Raw genomic sequence first — 17,145 nt, forward strand, 5'->3', positions numbered from 1 at the left:
AAATACTAACTGTTAAGGGTTAAAAATTTAATTGGATTGATGGGCTTGCCATCTTTGCGTACTTCGTAATGTAAATGAGCTCCGGTTGAGTGGCCGGTTGATCCTACTCTACCTATCACATCGCCCACGTTAACCTTTTGCCCAACCTTTACACCTATTTTTGATAAATGTCCATATAAAGTTTCCAGATGGTTACCATGCTCAATACGGATGCAGTTACCATAGCCGCCATACCAGCCGGCCCAGATAACCTTGCCATTGGCCGTACATTTTACCTGATCCCCAATAGCGCCTCCAAAGTCAATACCCGGGTGATATTCGGCATGCGATGCATCGAACGGATCGCTGCGGTAACCAAAATTGCTGGTGAGGTGGTCAACGCTGTGTGGATAGCCAAGTGGAGTAAAAGCAGTTTCGAACACCATACGCTCCAGGTATTCATTATATAAGGCATACTGTTCAACCGCACTCAGTACCGGCGTTAATGCCTTGCCTCCGCCCCCTGTCGATGCAGTTGAAAAGCCTTTAAGCCCTCTCTTTTTTAAATAATTACTAATGGTTTCCAGCTTACCCTGGATACTTTGTATGTAGCTTTGTGCGGTAGCGCTGTTATCTTTTTTTACCTTAGCCGGAATGCTTATCTTAAGTTTGGATAACTGCATTACCAGGCGATGGTTCTCTTCGTCCTTAATACTGTTTTGTTTTTGCAAATAAAAAATAGATAAACCCAGGCAGGCCACAACCAAAAGGGCCGACAGGAGATATTTGTTTAAATGCTTTAAATGCCTGGTTTTTACTTGTATTGATCGTGTTTGCTGCTGATTTTTATTGACAATAATGACTGTGCTAACATCTTTTGACTTAGTACGCATGAGTGATAATGAATAGGGTGCTACAAGTTAATAAAAGTAATGGCTATATAAAAACCAAATTAATTAATTATCAATAACTTAAAAAATGCTTAATGTAAAACAACCGTATATAAGCTGGTTAAACGGTCAGTAAAATGTTAATATTCGCTCCTATGGCTTTTAACTATTAATCATTTATTACTTTTGTACGTTATTTAAGAAAAAAAAGTTATGTACCCAGAATATTTAGTTGCCCCTATGCGGGAAGATCTGACCAGAGTTGGTTTTGTTGAATTAAAAGATGCCGATGCCGTAACTAACGCTATTGAAAGCGAAGGTACCGTATTTGTAATGGTAAATTCGGTTTGTGGTTGCGCTGCTGCCAATGCACGCCCTGCTGCCAAAATTGCTTCGCAAAACGAAAAACACCCCGATAAATTGGTAACCGTTTTTGCCGGTATGGAAAAAGATGCCGTTGACAAAGCACGTAACTATATGTTGCCTTATCCACCATCATCACCATCAATGGCTTTATTTAAAGATGGTAAGCTGGTACACATTATTGAGCGTCATCAGATCGAGGGCCGCCCTGCTCAAATGATAGCCGATAACCTGATCGGTGCTTTTGACCAGTATTGCTAAGAGATATGGTTTCTCCTTAATTGAAAAAGTCCGGTGCCGAAACGCCGGACTTTTTTGTGACAGGCATCATTTTTCATCCGAATTAATCTTTATAAATTTGGGGTAATGAGATTTCTGTCGATCCTAATGATTTCGGTTATTCTATTCCTGTCGTATACAGGAACGGCAAGGCCTACAGAGAAACCTGTCGACAAAAAGTTGTGCTGCCACACAACCGTTCATAAAAAGGCCTGCACCAAAAACAGAGCGAAAAACAACGATGACGACTGCACTAAACCAGGTTGCACAATGATGTTATCGTGCAGTATGTGTGGCTTTTTACCCGTTACTTTGTTAAGATTAAAACCGGCATTACCTCAATATCTTGCAAAACCAATCTCTTTATATAAAATCGGCAATTTATCGGACTACCAGCCTACCAATTGGAAACCACCAAAAACCTGTTAAATAATTATCCAAACCATATATTCTATATTAATTATTTGACATTTAAAAAAGATCATCATGAAAAAAATAGGTTTAAGTGTACTTGCGATCATTTTCGCAGCCACATCTTTAATGGCTAAAGTTCCTGCTCATAAAAAAGTAGCTAAGCATGCCACATGCACCCATTGCCCAAAAGGGCAGAAATGCAGCAAGCCGGTTTGTGCTAACCCTGCAAGCTGCTGCAAATAAATATAACTAAGTTGTTATACTGGCCCCTCACCAATCATGGCGAGGGGTTTTTTGTTGATAAGTACACAAAACCGCATCAGCGGTTGCCTGTTAATCTGAATATTTAAATTATCCACATCAATACCAACTGCTTACAATACCCGTTTTAAAAAGTGGTTTTCAACACTTGTGAATTACTAATGTTAATTACACCTTTGCTTTAAGCGTATTTTAGCAACATCGTTTATTAGTCTGTTTATGGCCAAAACAAAATATCTTGTACTGCTTGTTCTTATTATTTTAGTTACACGGTTAAAGGCGCAACAAAGCCCGGCATTTGAAATTTACCGCATCTACCATGCCGCTACCGATCTGATGGATAAAGGCGAATACACCGCCGCCGCCGAACAATTTCGCCTTGTAGAAAAATCCCGGTTAAGTACAACCAACCAGCCCGAATTCGAGTCGCAGCTATCGTTGTTAAAAGAAAACGCTCAATACTACGAGGCTTTTTGCGCTTTGCAACTGAACAATGATGATGCTGAAAGCCTGCTGGTTAGGTTTATCAAAGAACATAATGAAAACCCGTTAAGCAAATTGGCTTACTTCCAGGTGGGCCGCTCCTATTCCAAACAGGAAAAGTATGCCGAAGCATTAAAATGGTTTGACAAGGTGCAGGCCGGCGATCTGAGCGGCAGCGAATATGTAGAATACAAATTCCGTAAAGGTTATGCCTACTTTGCCACCAATGATTATAAAAATGCGCAGTCGCTTTTCAGTGAAGTAAAAAACACGCATTCGCCTTTTACTGAGGACGCCACCTACTATTTTGCTTATATATCATACCTTAATAAGGATTACAGCATAGCCCTGGTCAACTTCGAAAAGTTGAAAAATTCCAAAAAATACGAAGCCAGCTACCCTTATTACATTACCGCCGTTTACTTTTTAGATAAGCGTTACGATGATGTGATCAGCTATGCCATCCCGGTCATCAATAACACCAAACAGGTTAACGAGACTGAAATATTGCACCTTATCGGTGCGGCTTATTTCGCTAAAGCGGATTATAAAAACTCGGCAGCATATTACGCCCGTTTCCAGGAACAAGATCTGGGTAAGACCCAAAACACTCAGGACGATTACCAGATAGGCTACGCCAACTATAAAATTGCTAATTATCCAAAAGCTATTAAAGAGTTGGAAAAATTAGTGGATCGTAAGGATATCTACAGCGAAAACGGCAGCTATACTTTAGGCAACATCTTTTTAAAAGTTAACAACAAACAAAGCGCACGTAATGCATTCCTGGTTGCATCAAAACTTGATTTTGACCCTGGTTTACAGGAAGACGCCTTATATCAATATGCCAAACTATCCTACGAACTGGATTTTAACAGCCAGGCGCTGGATGCCACAAGGCTATATCTTAAAAAATACCCAAAAACACCAAAACTCGACGAGGTTAAAACCTTGCTCGCCGAAGCTTTGCTTAATTCGCACAATTACCGTGAAGCGATAGATATACTGGAACCTATCCCCAACAAAACACCAAGTGCTAAAGAGGCCTACGAAAAGGTAACTTATTACCGTGGTTTGGAATTTTATAACGAACGCGCCTTTGAAAATGCCATCGGTGTGTTTATACGTTCGTTAAAATATCCTGTCGATGCTAAAATAGAAACACTGACCGTTTATTGGATGGCCGAAGCGATGTACGAGGTGCGCAAGTATGGCGAGTCGGTTGAAAACTTTGAGAAGTTTTTAGATATGCCCGAAGCGCATAACACCCCGGTTTACAACTATGCCAATTATGCCTTGGCTTACGCGGCTTTTGGCGATGAGCAATATAAAAAGGCAGCCGTTTACTTTGAAAAGTTTTTAGATGGCGATGAGCGCGATAAGAACACCATAACCGATGCCACAACCCGCGTTGCCGACAGCTACTTTGTATTAAAAAGCTACAACAAAGCACTCACCTATTACAACCGCATTATTGATGAGCATGCCCAGGGCGAAGATTATGCTTTATTTCAGCGCGGGATGATACAGGGTTTACAGGGCCAGCCCGACAGCAAGATAGGTACTCTGAAAGATGTGCTGGCTAAGTTCCCTAACTCTAATTATGCCGATGATGCTTCATTCGAGATAGCTTATACCTACTTTTTAAAAGGCGAAGGTGACGAAGCTAAAACCGACCTGATGGCACTGACCGATAAATACCCGCGCAGCAGTTATATCCCGCGTGCTTTGGTAACCATGGGGCTGATCGATTACAATGCCGGTGGTAAAGATGATGTGGCGATACAATCGTTTAAACGTGTTATCCAGGAGTATCCATCAACCGATGAGGCGAAACAGGCGCTTAAACAGGTAGAGAAAATATACACAGATAAAGGCGATGCACAAACCTTTATCAACTATGCAGCTACTACGCCAATAGGCAACTATACTACTGCTGAGCAGGAAAACATCATGATTACCGCCGCCAACAACCTGTACTTAAAAGGCGATTGGCAGGGAGCGGCATCGGCAGTAAGCGGTTACTTTGATAAGTTTCCGAAAGCGATATATGATAAACAAGCCAAATTTATCCGTGCGCAAAGTTTGGTAAAATTGAATCGCCCGGATGAAGCCGTACCCGATTACACGTATATTCTCAATGACTGGACAAGTCCATATACCGAAAAATCACTCATTAGCATGTCGCAGCTCTATATCGCGCAAAAAAAATACAACGAGGCCATTCCATTTTTAAAACGTTTAGAAACAAACTCGGAGTACCAGGCCGATTATGGCTTTGCCATTGATAAACTAATGCTGTGCTATGCCGAAATGGAAATGCCCGACGATGCCTTGAAATACGTTAACCTGGTACAGGCAAATCCCAAGACATCCGAAGAGGATAAGTTTCGATCAAGCTTATATGCTGGTAAAGCTTACCTGGCTAAAGGTGATACCACTGCCGCTTTAAAAGAATTGAACGATGTGGTGAACCATACCCAAACGGTTGCCGCTGCCGAAGCTAAGTACAACATTGCCAATGTGGAATATCTAAAACACAAGTATAAAGAGTCGCAAAAAACCTGTTTCGATCTCATCAACAAACTATCAGCTTATGATTATTGGGTAACCAAAACCTATGTACTGCTTGCTGATACTTATGTGGGTTTGAAAGATGTTTTTCAGGCTAAAGCGACCTTACAGAGTGTTATTGACAATTACAAAGGCGACGACGATATTTTACCGATGGCCAAACAAAAGCTCGAGGCGCTATCGACTGCCGGTAGCGGAACAAAAAAAGACGACAACAAGGAGAACAAGCAATGAAACTGAGATATATAACCATCATTACTGTTGCGGCTTTGCTTTGCGTTGCTGATGTAAACGCTCAAACCAATAAACCGGCAGCCAAAGCTGCGGCCAAAAGGGCTGCTGCTAAAGCCAAAACCATTCCCGCTGATAAAAAAGCAGCGAACCTGGCAAAATCGTTACCGGCTATAATTGATACCACCAAACGTGGCGGTAATAAAATGCCTGCTGCGCCAAACCCAAACAATGGTGGTTTATCCGAAGAGATTGTAGTAACTACAGCCTACAAACCCGTACTTGCCGAAGCCGTTAAAATTCGCCGCAATCCCGATCTGGAAGATCAGCAACCGTTTAAGGCGCCATTAAGCTACATTAATGTAATGGATAAAACCTTACAGTTAAATACGGATATCCGCCAGTTTGATGCCATGAAAATGCCGAGGGAACAGTCGGCAGAAGTATTTAACAATTATGCCAAACTGGGCGGCGGTAATATCAAAACCACTTATGGCGAAGTATACATTAACAATGGCGCAGACCCCGGTTTGCAATTAGGCGGGTTTGTAAAACACCTCGCGCAGGCAGGCAGCTTATATCAGCAAAACTACAGCAAAGAAGAGGCAGGTATTTTTGGCAAAAGCATCGGCGAAAGCTCAAGTATAAGTGGCAGGTTAAATTATAGCCTGCGCAATAATTATTTTTATGGTTATGATGGTACCCAACTGCCACCTGCAGGTTTAAATGTGGCCAAACAACATTTTAGTACCTTATCAGGCGAGGCTGAAATAGCCAAAAACACCACTCAGGAAGAAAAGCAGTTTATATATGCTGCAAAATTGAGCGGTTATACTTTTAGTAATGCCTACCTGGCTAACGAAAATAATATCGCAATTTCTGGTTATATCAATCAAACGATAGGTAACTTTTACGCTGGCTTAAACGGCAGTATTGATCTGACTACCGTTAAAGATAGTTTGTATAACATCAGCAACAACCTTATCAGGGCCACCCCTTATATTAAACTGGAAGGCGAGAACTATAAAATTGATGCCGGGATAAAAATTGTAAGCCTGTTAGGGTATAAAAGCGAATTCAATATCTTTCCGGCAGCGCAATTAGAGTTCCAGATCGTACCTAAATATCTTCGCCTGTTTGCTGAAGCCGGAGGCGATGTAAACCGCTCGTCGATCCGCGAATTCTCAGAGATCAACCCGTTTTTAGGTAAAAACATCAGCATACAGAACTCCATTGACCAGCTTGATCTTACCGTCGGCTTAAAAGGCATGCTGGCTCCAGGCTTAGGCTTTAAGGCCAGCATATATCGCAATAGTGTTAAGGACATGCCTTTATTTGTAAGTAATTTTAACGCCACCCAAACTTACAACCGCTTTACTGTAATTTATGATAACGGTAAATCGCGCGTAAGCGGTTTTAATGGCGAACTGGACTATAAAGCGTCTGATGATTTTGATATCTTCGGCAAGGTTGAGTTTAAGGATTACCAGTTAGCTACCGAAGTACAGCCCTGGAACCTGCCTAAGTTTAAGTTAACGGCCGGTACCACCATCCATATCAATAAACAGATTAACATCAACGGATCGCTGGCTTTCCGCGGTGCTGCTTATGATCGTACAGGGCCTACAAACCAGATAGTTAACATTAGTTCGTTTGCCGATATCAGCGGGGGCGGAGAGTATAAGATCAACAACAAGTTTTCGGTATTTTTACAGGTTAATAACCTGTTAGGCAACGATTCGCAAACATGGTTGTACTATCCTAACTATGGTTTTAATATATTTGGGGGCGTGGGTTACAAGTTTTAACCCTTTTGATGTTACTTAAAATACCGTATTTTTAACCGAATGGATATACCCGCCTTTATTAACGAATTACTGGCCCAGCAAGGCGTGTTAATAGTACCTGGATTGGGCACTTTTACCATGACCCGTGTGGACGGTTATTACAACAGGGATCAGCAGCATTTTTATCCTCCTACACAGCAAATACAGTTTAAAAGCGATAGTACCGACGACGATGTTTTGGCTAACCTGATAGCCAGCGAACGCCAGATATCCGTTGCATCGGCGAAATATTTTATCGAAAAATTTGTAACCAATATACTGGAACAGGCCGGCGTTGGCAACGTAGCTTTTGGTACGATGGGGGCTTTTAGTACCCGCCGCGGGGCATTAATTTTCACCCCCAGCGAACTGAACGAAACCGACGAAATGTTTTACGGCCTTGCGCCTGTACGACTTAAAAGAAATAGTTCGTTTAAACAGCATGCCGTGGTTATCCCGCCGAGGGTAGTTGAGCCACCGGTTGTAGTGCCCGAAGTACCGCCGGTTGTTGAACAACCCGCCCCGATTGAAGAGCCAGAACCAGTTGACGAACCGGAAGAAGACTATATAGAGGAAGAAGAAACCGAGCGGTCGCGGGTTAATATCTGGCTGGTGCTGGCCTTAATTATTGTGGTGATCGGCGTAGCCATTATAGGTGCCTATATGTATAAACCCGCACTGTTTGACCGCTTTAAGCCGATGCTTGGCAAATCCACCAAACCCGCCACAAGCATATCCCCGGCCGACTCGCTGAAACGTGAGGAGCAGGCCGAAAAAGATATGGGTATTGTTAACGCGGTTCCGGCAGATAGTATAGGTACCGATACTTTTCGCATTGTAGTTGGATCGTGGCAAACGTTTAAAAAAGCGACTGAAGATGCAACGGCCCAAACTCAAAAGGGTTTTAACGCCGAAGTTCATAGAATGGCTGGCAAATACCAGGTTACAGTTCAAGACTATAACAACAATGATTCGGCAAAAGCTGCGTTACCTGTATTTAAACAAAAACTTAAAAAACAAGACATCCGTATACAAATTTATCCATTTAAAAAACCATGATGTTATTACTGCAAATAACCGATACAGCTAAAAAAGTTGTTGACACGGTAGCCAATGCTGCCCTGCCTGCACAAATACCACAAGAAGAGATTCGTTTTGGCGACCTGCTGGTTAAGGGCGGCTGGGTAATGTTACCTATCGGGGTATTGGCCGTTTTAGCGCTCGTGATATTCTTTGAACGATATTTTACCATCCGTAAAGCAGCCAAAAGCGAGGCCGACCTGATGGCCAATGTTAAGTCGAGCGTCATATCGGGCAACCTGGAAGCCGCTATCGCCATCTGCAAAAACAGCAACTCGCCACTGGGCCGTATGCTGCAAAAAGGCCTGTTGCGTATTGGCCGCCCTATTAAAGATATTGAGGGAGCGGTTGAAAACATTGGCAAGCTGGAAGTATCAAAACTGGAAAGAAACATCCCGATAGTAGGTATTGTAGCGGGTATTGCGCCCATGTTTGGCTTTTTAGGTACCATTTGGGGCGTTATCAAAATATTTTACGATATCTCAAAAACAGATAACATCAGCATGGGTGTGATATCGGGCGGTTTGTATGTTAAAATGGTAACATCGGCGGCTGGTTTACTGGTAGGTATTATAGCTTATGTACTATACAATATTTTGAACATTATGGTTGATAAGGTGATACTGAAGCTGGAAACAGATGCTATTGAATTTATCGACCTGTTAGAAGAGCCAAGCAAATGAATTTAAGAGCAAGGCATAAAAAGCATTCGGCCGAGGTGCATACTTCAGCGATGAACGATATTATGTTCTTCCTGCTGCTGTTCTTTTTGATCGCATCAACCGTTACCAACCCTAACGTAATTAAGCTGATGCTGCCTAAATCGTCGTCGGGCCAGTCGGTTTCTAAAAAAACCATTACGGTATCGGTTACCAAAGAGCTGAAATACTTTGTAGATAAAAAAGAGGTGCAGGAAGCCGACCTGAATACAACGCTATCGGCATATAAAAAATTAGCTACCGAACTGACCATTGTTTTATATGTAGATCGTTCTGTAGCCATACAAAACGTGGTATCGGTAATGGATATCGCACAAAAATTAAATATAAAGCTGGTTTTAGCTACCGAGCCAAAGTAACACATGGAGTATAGGGAAAGTAATTATCCGAAGGCTTTTGCCGCTACTACTGTTATTGTAGCCATTTTGTTTGCGCTGTGCTACCTGCTAACTATTGGTATGCCTACCAAACAGCCCGAAGGTACAGGCGGTATACTGGTTAACTACGGCACTACAGATGAAGGTATGGGCGACGATTATATGAGTGTTGAAGAGCCCTCAAAAGCGGAAAAGGCCAACAAAAGCAAGCCCGATAAAATTACTACCGAAACGACAGAAAAAACGAATACCGAAAGCAGTGATAAAAAGGTAGTTACCCAAAGTACCGAAGATGCGCCGGTTGTTACTGATAACAGCAAAAAACCAAGCAATACTGTAGCCACCGAAACACAAAAGGCAGCAAGCAAGCCAACCGTCAATCAAAACGCTTTATATAAAGGCAAGCCTAACAATGCCACAGGCGAGGGCGACGGCACCACCAATACACCAGGCAACCAGGGCAAGCCCAATGGTTCGGTTTTAAGTAACAATTACAATGGTGATGGATCCGGCAACGGAGGCCTGGCAATGGATCAGCGTTCATTTGTTTCAAAACCATCGGTTGATAACCCCAAAAGAAGCAGCGGTACGGTTGTGGTGGATATCCGGGTTGATAAAAACGGTGTAGTGATCTATGCACGCGCCGGCGCAAAAGGGACCACTATTACCGATAATACCTTACTATTAAAGTGTGAGCAAGCCGTGTACAGCTCAAGGCTCAATGCTTCCGACTCTGCACCCGATACACAGATCGGTACGGTTGTTTTTAAGTTTAAGGTAAATTAAAGATGTAAGATGGATGAGGTAAAATGGACAAGGTTTCTCTAACTTCGCCTCACATTTTCCATCTTACATCATCCATCTTACATACCCCGTGACCTACGCCCAAACTCTCGACTATTTATACACCCAATTGCCCATGTTTACGCGCGATGGGGCATCGGCGTTTAAAAAGGACCTGACCAATACTTTGGCCTTATGTGCCAAACTGAATAACCCGCAGCATCAGTTTAAAAGCATCCATGTGGGCGGCACTAACGGCAAAGGGTCGACATCGCACATGCTGGCGGCTATTTTGCAAACAGCGGGTTATAAAACAGGCTTATACACTTCGCCGCATCTAAAGGATTTCAGGGAGCGGATCCGTATTAACGGGCAAATGATACCGGAGCAAGCCGTGATCGATTTTGTACAGGATCATTTAGATGATTTTGAAGAGATAAAGCCATCCTTCTTCGAGATGACCGTGGCTTTGGCTTTTGATATTTTTGCTAAAGAACAGGTAGATATTGCTATTATAGAAGTTGGCCTTGGCGGGAGATTGGACAGCACCAACGTGATCACCCCGCTCCTGTCGGTTATTACCAATATCGGTTGGGACCATATGAATATGCTGGGTGATACCCTGCCATTAATAGCAGGTGAAAAAGCAGGCATTATCAAACCTAATGTCCCGGTGGTGATAGGTGAATATCAACCCGAAGTAGCTGAAGTATTTATCGCGAAAGCAAAACAGGAGAATGCGCCGCTGGTGTTTGCTTCGGAGAAGTTTGAGATAGAGCAAGGAGCAAAGAACAAGGAACAAAGAAATCTTGAATTAGCCGTCACTACCCGCAACTCACAACTCTCAACTCACAACTTACAACTCGATCTCCCCGGTTCTTACCAAACCAAAAATGTAAAAACTGTTTTAACTGCGGTTGATGAATTACGTAAGCAAGGTTACACCATCACCGACGAACATATTGCAGAAGGGCTAAAACAGGTTAAAACCTTAACCGGCTTACGCGGACGATGGGATACTTTAAGTACTAACCCATTGGTAATTTGCGATACCGGCCATAACCCCGATGGTATTGCCGAAGTGATGAAGAATATCGCGGCAACGCCACACCGTCAACTACATTTTGTGATAGGTATGGTTAACGATAAGGATCACAGCAAGGTGTTGGATATGCTGCCTAAAGATGCCATTTATTACTTCTGCAAACCGGATATCCCGCGCGGGCTGGAAGCTGAAAGTTTAAAACAAAAGGCAGAAAATTTTGGCCTGCATGGTGAAGTTTATGCCAACGTGCCTGCCGCATTTGCAGCAGCTAAACAGGCGGCAGAGCCCAATGACCTGGTATTTGTTGGTGGGAGCACTTTTGTGGTGGCCGAAGTGGTGTAAATAACATACCAGAGCGTCATTGCGAGCGATAGCGTGGCAATCCCCTACCTACAGAGCGGCTTTGCATATTTGGGATTGCTTCGTTCCTCGCAATGACACGCGGAGAAAGCGATATCATCTCATTCCTCCTTTAGGGGGTTAGGGGGCCTTCAACTCATCGAGCACCTTAAACATTTTTTGTTTGATGCCTGATGTGCTGCCGCTGTAATTGTTCACCATAATGGAAAAACAATACTCGTGCCCGTCTTTAGAGAGCTGAAAACCTGCGTAGGTAAGCACGTTGTTAATGCTGCCGCTTTTCATTTTGGTGTTGTTGTAAGTGGGCAGACTCTCGTAAAAGTCGGGGAACCAGGGTGCAGCTTTGGCCGATTGTAATATCGTAGCCATGGTTAAAGTGGTTACTCTGTCGCCGGGGGATAACCCGCTGCCATCAACAATATTCAGGGAGTGCGGGTCGATACCTTTGGTTTTCCAAAACTCCTGCTCGGCCTCTACCCCATTAGCTGTTGTTACCGGTTTGCCCGATGCCAGCGCAATGGTTTTAAGCAATTGCTCGGCATACAGGTTAATACTTTTTTGATTGAGCCAATAAATAATGCGGCTCAATTTAGGTGAACTGTAACTCACCAGTAAAGTACCGTTTGCAGGCACCTGACTCAAATTCCGCACCGAAACCGGGGCCAGAGCGACATCGATACCTAAATGCATTAATGTGTCAGCAAGGCGGTAAGCTACATCAAAAGCCGGATCGGGTACGGTAACCGAAATGCTTTTTTTACTTTGATCTTGCGCGTAAGTACCGCGCAAGTACATGGTGTTGTCGTTTACCGGCAAAAACGCGTATGACTTGTCGCCCGTACCGGCTTCGGCATTGGTGAGCTCACTTTTAATATCCAGGTAAGGCATATCAGGAACAGTTTTTAACACGCCCACCGCTGTACCTATGCTGCCGGTTTTAAGTTTAATGTCAAACTGGTTTTCGCGCCAGCACAGTCCCGAAGTACCGGCACCGTAATAATTACCAATATCCTGCCAGATCCAGCCATCGGGTATAGAGGCGGTGCCAAATGTCGAATCATCGCCAATGATTCGACCGTGGATATGCTGAATCCCCGCTTTACGAATGGCGTCGACCCATGAACTCAAAATTACGTTTTCGCGCGTTTCCGGATAGCGCCAGCTGCCTAAAGTTGGGTCGCCGCTGCCTTTAATGATCAGGTCGCCGTTAAGGGTACCGTTGGCAATGCTGCCGTTATAACTCAGGGTGGTAGTGTATTGATAACCCTTCCCTAAAATGTTAAAGGCGGTAATACTCGTAATAGTTTTAAGCGTGGATGCCGTTGCCAAACCCATGTAGGGATTAGCCGTAAAAACCTGTTCGCCCGTTTTAGCATCAAGCACCGTTAAGGATATGGACGCATAACGGCTCTGGCTATCCTGCTGTAATTTATTGAACGCGGTTTGCAGCCGTTGCGGTAACGTTTGTGCAGCGGCTGCATATCCCGTAAGGAAACAAAAACTAAGTAGTACTAACTTCCTCATTACCTAAAAAACGCTTAGCCAGAAAATAAATGGGTATACCCGAGAGTACGATGTATAAACCACCGGTTGAGTATTCTGGTTTGTAAAGTAATAATAAAATACAAAAGGCCAGTCCCATAATGATATAAAGTGCCGGTAACACAGGGTAACCAAAGGCCTTATAAGGGCGCTCCGCATCAGGGCGCTTAACGCGAAGGATATAGATACCCAGAATAGTGAGGATGTAAAAGATCACCACGACCAGCGATATCATATCGAGCAAATCGCCATACTGTCCGCTTAAGCATAGTAACCCTGCAACAACACATTGTATCCACAGGCCAAACTCGGGCACAGCAAATTTATTGAGGTCGCCGGTACGCTTAAAAAACAAGCCATCTTTTGCCATACTGTAATAAACACGTGCTCCCGACATGATCAACCCGTTATTACAGCCAAAAGTGGATACCATGATCATTACTGCAATAACAATGGTACCAATAGAACCAAAAATAACTTTGGATGCCTCCAACGCTACCCTGCGGTTTGGCGAAGCTGCAAGATCATGCATACTTAAAGTACCTACATACACCACATTGATGGATACATAGATCAGCGTTACGATCAAAGTACCGAAAAACAAACTCAGGCCAATATTGCGTTTTGGATTATTCATTTCGCCGGCTATAAAGGTCACATTGTTCCAGGCATCACTGCTAAAAATAGACCCTACCATTGATGCCGCTATCGCTCCTAAAGCTGCTGCCGTAACATACCCACCAACAGAAGCGGTGCCGTCATCGTTCAAATGATGTAAATTCCAGGCATCGCTCCAGTTGGCATGCCATATATCACCCTTAATAGCGATCAAACCAAACACAATAAGGCCGAATAAGCTTAATAGTTTAGTTAAAGTAAATGTATTTTGGATAACCTTACCGCTTTTAACACCACGGGTATTAAGAAATGTGAGCAATGCAATAAGCACTATAGCAACTAATTGCGCTGCGCTGATTGTAAAAAACTTATCGGCGCCATGGGCATCAACACCTGTTTTAAACTTATACAGGATATTGTCTTCGCTAAAAGGTTTATACAAATAGGCCGCGAATTTAGAGAACGCCACCCCCACCGCTGCAATGGTGCCGGTTTGTATCACAGCGAAAAAGCTCCAGCCATATAAAAAGGCTATAAACTTACCGTAAGCTTCTTTCAAATATACATACTGCCCGCCGGCCTTGGGGAACATAGCGCTTAATTCGCCGTAACTTACGGCAGCGGTTAAGGTCATAAAACCGGTTAACAACCACACCACAATGAGCCATCCGGCCGAGCCAACATAACGGGCGATATCGGTGCTCACAATAAAAATACCGGAGCCAATCATTGAGCCTGCAACAAGCATGGTGCCGTCTAACAGGCCCAGCTCGCGCTTCATTTCAGGTTGTGTAGTTTGTGTTTCCATGTATGGGGTTTAGGGTTTAAAGTACTAATCTATTTAAAAAATTAACAGGTTGATATTTTTAATTGGTATTTAATATTAATTAGTTAGTCAATGCCGTAATTTTCCGCATAAAACGTATGCACAACGATAAATTCAGAGTGCCTCAAATTCAGGAAATTAAATTTGGTAATTTGCTTGTTCTGCTTAATTTTACCGACTTTCAAAAGTGTAACCCAATTTTTCCTATTTCTATAATTGTACTGTATGGATTTTTTAAACAATTACTTAATTTATTTAATACCTGTGTGTGGGCTGGTGGGCATTGTTGCCATGTTGATCAAATCGGCCTGGGTTACCAAACAAGAAACCGGTGATGACAAAATGACCGAACTATCCGGTTACATTGCCGATGGGGCAATGGCCTTTTTGCGTGCCGAGTGGAAGATACTAAGCTACTTTGTGGTTATTGCCGCCATACTGCTTGCCTGGTCGGGCACTACGGTAGCTACCTCAAGCCCGGTTATTGCTATCTCATTTGTATGCGGCGCTTTTTTATCGGCTTTCGCCGGATACCTGGGTATGCGTATCGCAACAAAATCAAACGTGCGTACCACACAGGCTGCTAAAACCAGTCTGGCGCAAGCCTTAAAAGTATCATTTACCGGTGGCACCGTGATGGGCCTTGGCGTTGCTGGTTTGGCTATTATAGGTTTAGGATCGTTATTTATTGTGTTTTACACCATGTATGTGACCAGCAAAGGCGAAGCCGTAAACGGTGAAGCCATGGCTAAGGCGCTTGATGTGCTTGCAGGCTTTTCGCTTGGTGCTGAATCAATCGCTTTGTTTGCCCGTGTTGGTGGCGGTATCTATACCAAAGCTGCCGATGTAGGCGCCGATCTGGTTGGTAAGGTTGAAGCCGGTATTCCTGAGGATGACGTACGTAACCCTGCTACCATTGCCGATAACGTAGGCGATAACGTAGGCGACGTTGCCGGTATGGGCGCCGATTTGTTCGGATCGTACGTGGCAACCATGCTGGCCACCATGGTTTTGGGTCGCGAAATTGTATCACCCGATGTTTTCGGCGGTATAGCACCTGTATTGTTGCCCATGGTAATTGCAGGTTTAGGTTTAATATTTTCGATAGTTGGCGCCGCTATGGTGCGGATAAAAGGCGAGCACGACAGTGTACAAAAAGCCCTGAACATGGGTAACTGGACATCGATAGTTTTAACAGCCATAGCTACTTATTTTGTAGTGCAATGGATGCTGCCTGCCGGTGAGTTCCACATGTCGCGCGATTTTGTGAACGGTGCGTTTAAAGAAGGCTCATCGCATTTTACTAAAGATGGCGTGTTTATGGCCATTGTAGTTGGTTTAGTGGTGGGTACATTAATGTCGATCATTACTGAGTATTACACTGCTATGGGTAAACGCCCGGTATTGAGCATTATTCGCCAATCATCAACCGGCCATGCTACCAATATCATCGGCGGTTTAGCTGTGGGTATGGAGTCGACCGTGTTGCCGATCTTAGTATTAGCATCCGGTATTTATGGTTCATACCATTTTGCAGGTTTATACGGTGTTGCTATCGCTGCCGCAGGTATGATGGCTACCACCGCTATGCAATTAGCTATTGATGCATTTGGCCCTATTGCCGATAATGCCGGTGGTATTGCCGAAATGAGCGGCTTACCTCCCGAAGTACGCGAGCGTACCGATAACCTGGATGCTGTAGGTAACACTACCGCCGCAACCGGTAAAGGTTTTGCTATCGCTTCGGCAGCATTAACCTCATTGGCTTTATTTGCAGCTTTTGTTGGCGTTGCCAATATTGAGCACATTGATATTTACAAGGCCGATGTATTAGCCGGTTTATTTGTTGGAGGGATGATCCCGTTCATTTTCTCAGCCTTGTGTATCTCGGCTGTGGGCCGTGCCGCCATGGCCATGGTTGAAGAAGTTCGCCGCCAGTTTCGCGAAATACCGGGCATTATGGAGTACAAAGCCAAGCCTGAGTACGAAAAATGCGTGGCTATCTCAACCAAAGCATCTATCCGCGAAATGGTTGCCCCGGGCATGATCGCCCTCATCACCCCTATTATCGTAGGTTTTGTTTTCGGTCCTGAAGTTTTAGGCGGCTTGTTAGCGGGTGTTACCGTATCGGGCGTACTGATGGGTATCTTTCAGAGCAATGCCGGTGGCGCATGGGATAACGCTAAAAAATCATTCGAAAAAGGTGTAGAGATTAATGGTGAAATGTATTACAAAAAATCAGAACCGCACAAGGCATCGGTTACCGGTGATACGGTTGGTGATCCGTTTAAAGATACTTCGGGCCCATCGATGAACATCCTCATTAAACTGATGTCGATCGTGTCGCTGGTAATTGCGCCGCATCTTAATCCTAATAAAATACCTCCGGCATCGGTGAAAATCAACACCTCGAAAGAGATAAAAGCACCAACCGCCGTTGTTACAAAATTAAATACGGTTAAATACCAATAAAACTATCCATATTGTTACTTAAA

The 17,145-nt window shown here is 43.8% G+C and carries 13 protein-coding genes; 10 read left to right on the forward strand and 3 right to left on the reverse strand.

From position 1 onward, the window contains the following. Positions 1 to 5 precede the first annotated feature (5 nt). Complete coding sequence (locus tag ACFGVR_RS22560) at positions 6 to 872, reverse strand: M23 family metallopeptidase (protein ID WP_448699938.1); 867 nt, start codon at positions 870 to 872, stop codon at positions 6 to 8. Between the two features lie 210 nt (positions 873 to 1,082). Between ACFGVR_RS22560 and ACFGVR_RS22565 the strand changes: the two genes are divergently transcribed. From ACFGVR_RS22565 to ACFGVR_RS22605, 9 genes are all read left to right on the forward strand, one after another. After that, positions 1,083 to 1,493 carry a BrxA/BrxB family bacilliredoxin gene (locus tag ACFGVR_RS22565; protein WP_448699939.1) on the forward strand — a complete coding sequence of 137 codons (411 nt, stop codon included), beginning with the start codon at positions 1,083 to 1,085 and terminating at the stop codon, positions 1,491 to 1,493. Between the two features lie 504 nt (positions 1,494 to 1,997). Next, the gene (locus ACFGVR_RS22570; RefSeq protein WP_448699940.1) at positions 1,998 to 2,168 is read left to right on the forward strand and encodes a hypothetical protein; all 171 of its coding nucleotides are present in this window, start codon (positions 1,998 to 2,000) and stop codon (positions 2,166 to 2,168) included. A 237-nt stretch (positions 2,169 to 2,405) separates the two neighbouring features. Further along, positions 2,406 to 5,477: a tetratricopeptide repeat protein gene (locus ACFGVR_RS22575; RefSeq protein ID WP_448699941.1), complete on the forward strand. Its 3,072-nt coding sequence runs from the start codon at positions 2,406 to 2,408 to the stop codon at positions 5,475 to 5,477. Next, complete coding sequence (locus tag ACFGVR_RS22580) at positions 5,474 to 7,282, forward strand: hypothetical protein (protein WP_448699943.1); 1,809 nt, start codon at positions 5,474 to 5,476, stop codon at positions 7,280 to 7,282. Before ACFGVR_RS22575 ends, ACFGVR_RS22580 begins: the two co-directional genes overlap by 4 nt. 39 nt (positions 7,283 to 7,321) lie before the next feature. Further along, positions 7,322 to 8,359, forward strand: a complete 1,038-nt coding sequence (locus ACFGVR_RS22585) for an HU domain-containing protein (RefSeq protein WP_448699944.1) — start codon at positions 7,322 to 7,324, stop codon at positions 8,357 to 8,359. After that, positions 8,356 to 9,063, forward strand: a complete 708-nt coding sequence (locus ACFGVR_RS22590; protein ID WP_448699945.1) for a MotA/TolQ/ExbB proton channel family protein — start codon at positions 8,356 to 8,358, stop codon at positions 9,061 to 9,063. The genes ACFGVR_RS22585 and ACFGVR_RS22590 overlap by 4 nt, the downstream gene beginning before the upstream one ends. After that, a complete protein-coding gene (locus ACFGVR_RS22595) occupies positions 9,060 to 9,458 on the forward strand; it encodes an ExbD/TolR family protein (RefSeq protein ID WP_448699946.1) in 399 nt (132 codons plus the stop codon). The genes ACFGVR_RS22590 and ACFGVR_RS22595 overlap by 4 nt, the downstream gene beginning before the upstream one ends. Positions 9,459 to 9,461: 3 nt before the next feature. After that, positions 9,462 to 10,262, forward strand: coding sequence for an energy transducer TonB (locus ACFGVR_RS22600; protein ID WP_448699947.1), 801 nt, complete (start codon positions 9,462 to 9,464; stop codon positions 10,260 to 10,262). 88 nt (positions 10,263 to 10,350) lie between these two features. After that, positions 10,351 to 11,646, forward strand: a complete 1,296-nt coding sequence (locus tag ACFGVR_RS22605; protein ID WP_448699948.1) for a bifunctional folylpolyglutamate synthase/dihydrofolate synthase — start codon at positions 10,351 to 10,353, stop codon at positions 11,644 to 11,646. Positions 11,647 to 11,784: 138 nt separating this feature from the next. Here ACFGVR_RS22605 and dacB read toward each other — a convergent pair whose 3' ends face one another. Together dacB and ACFGVR_RS22615 are read right to left on the reverse strand one after the other, a co-directional pair. Then, positions 11,785 to 13,188 (reverse strand): D-alanyl-D-alanine carboxypeptidase/D-alanyl-D-alanine endopeptidase, encoded by a 1,404-nt coding sequence (dacB, locus tag ACFGVR_RS22610; protein WP_448699950.1) that lies wholly within the window; start codon positions 13,186 to 13,188, stop codon positions 11,785 to 11,787. Further along, positions 13,166 to 14,632 carry an APC family permease gene (locus tag ACFGVR_RS22615; RefSeq protein ID WP_448699952.1) on the reverse strand — a complete coding sequence of 489 codons (1,467 nt, stop codon included), beginning with the start codon at positions 14,630 to 14,632 and terminating at the stop codon, positions 13,166 to 13,168. The genes dacB and ACFGVR_RS22615 overlap by 23 nt, the downstream gene beginning before the upstream one ends. Before the next feature lie 243 nt (positions 14,633 to 14,875). Here ACFGVR_RS22615 and ACFGVR_RS22620 point away from each other — a divergent pair, with 243 nt between their 5' ends. Beyond that, a complete protein-coding gene (locus ACFGVR_RS22620) occupies positions 14,876 to 17,122 on the forward strand; it encodes a sodium-translocating pyrophosphatase (protein WP_448699953.1) in 2,247 nt (748 codons plus the stop codon). Positions 17,123 to 17,145: the final 23 nt, after the last annotated feature.

It is taken from the genome of Mucilaginibacter aureus (assembly GCF_053514885.1).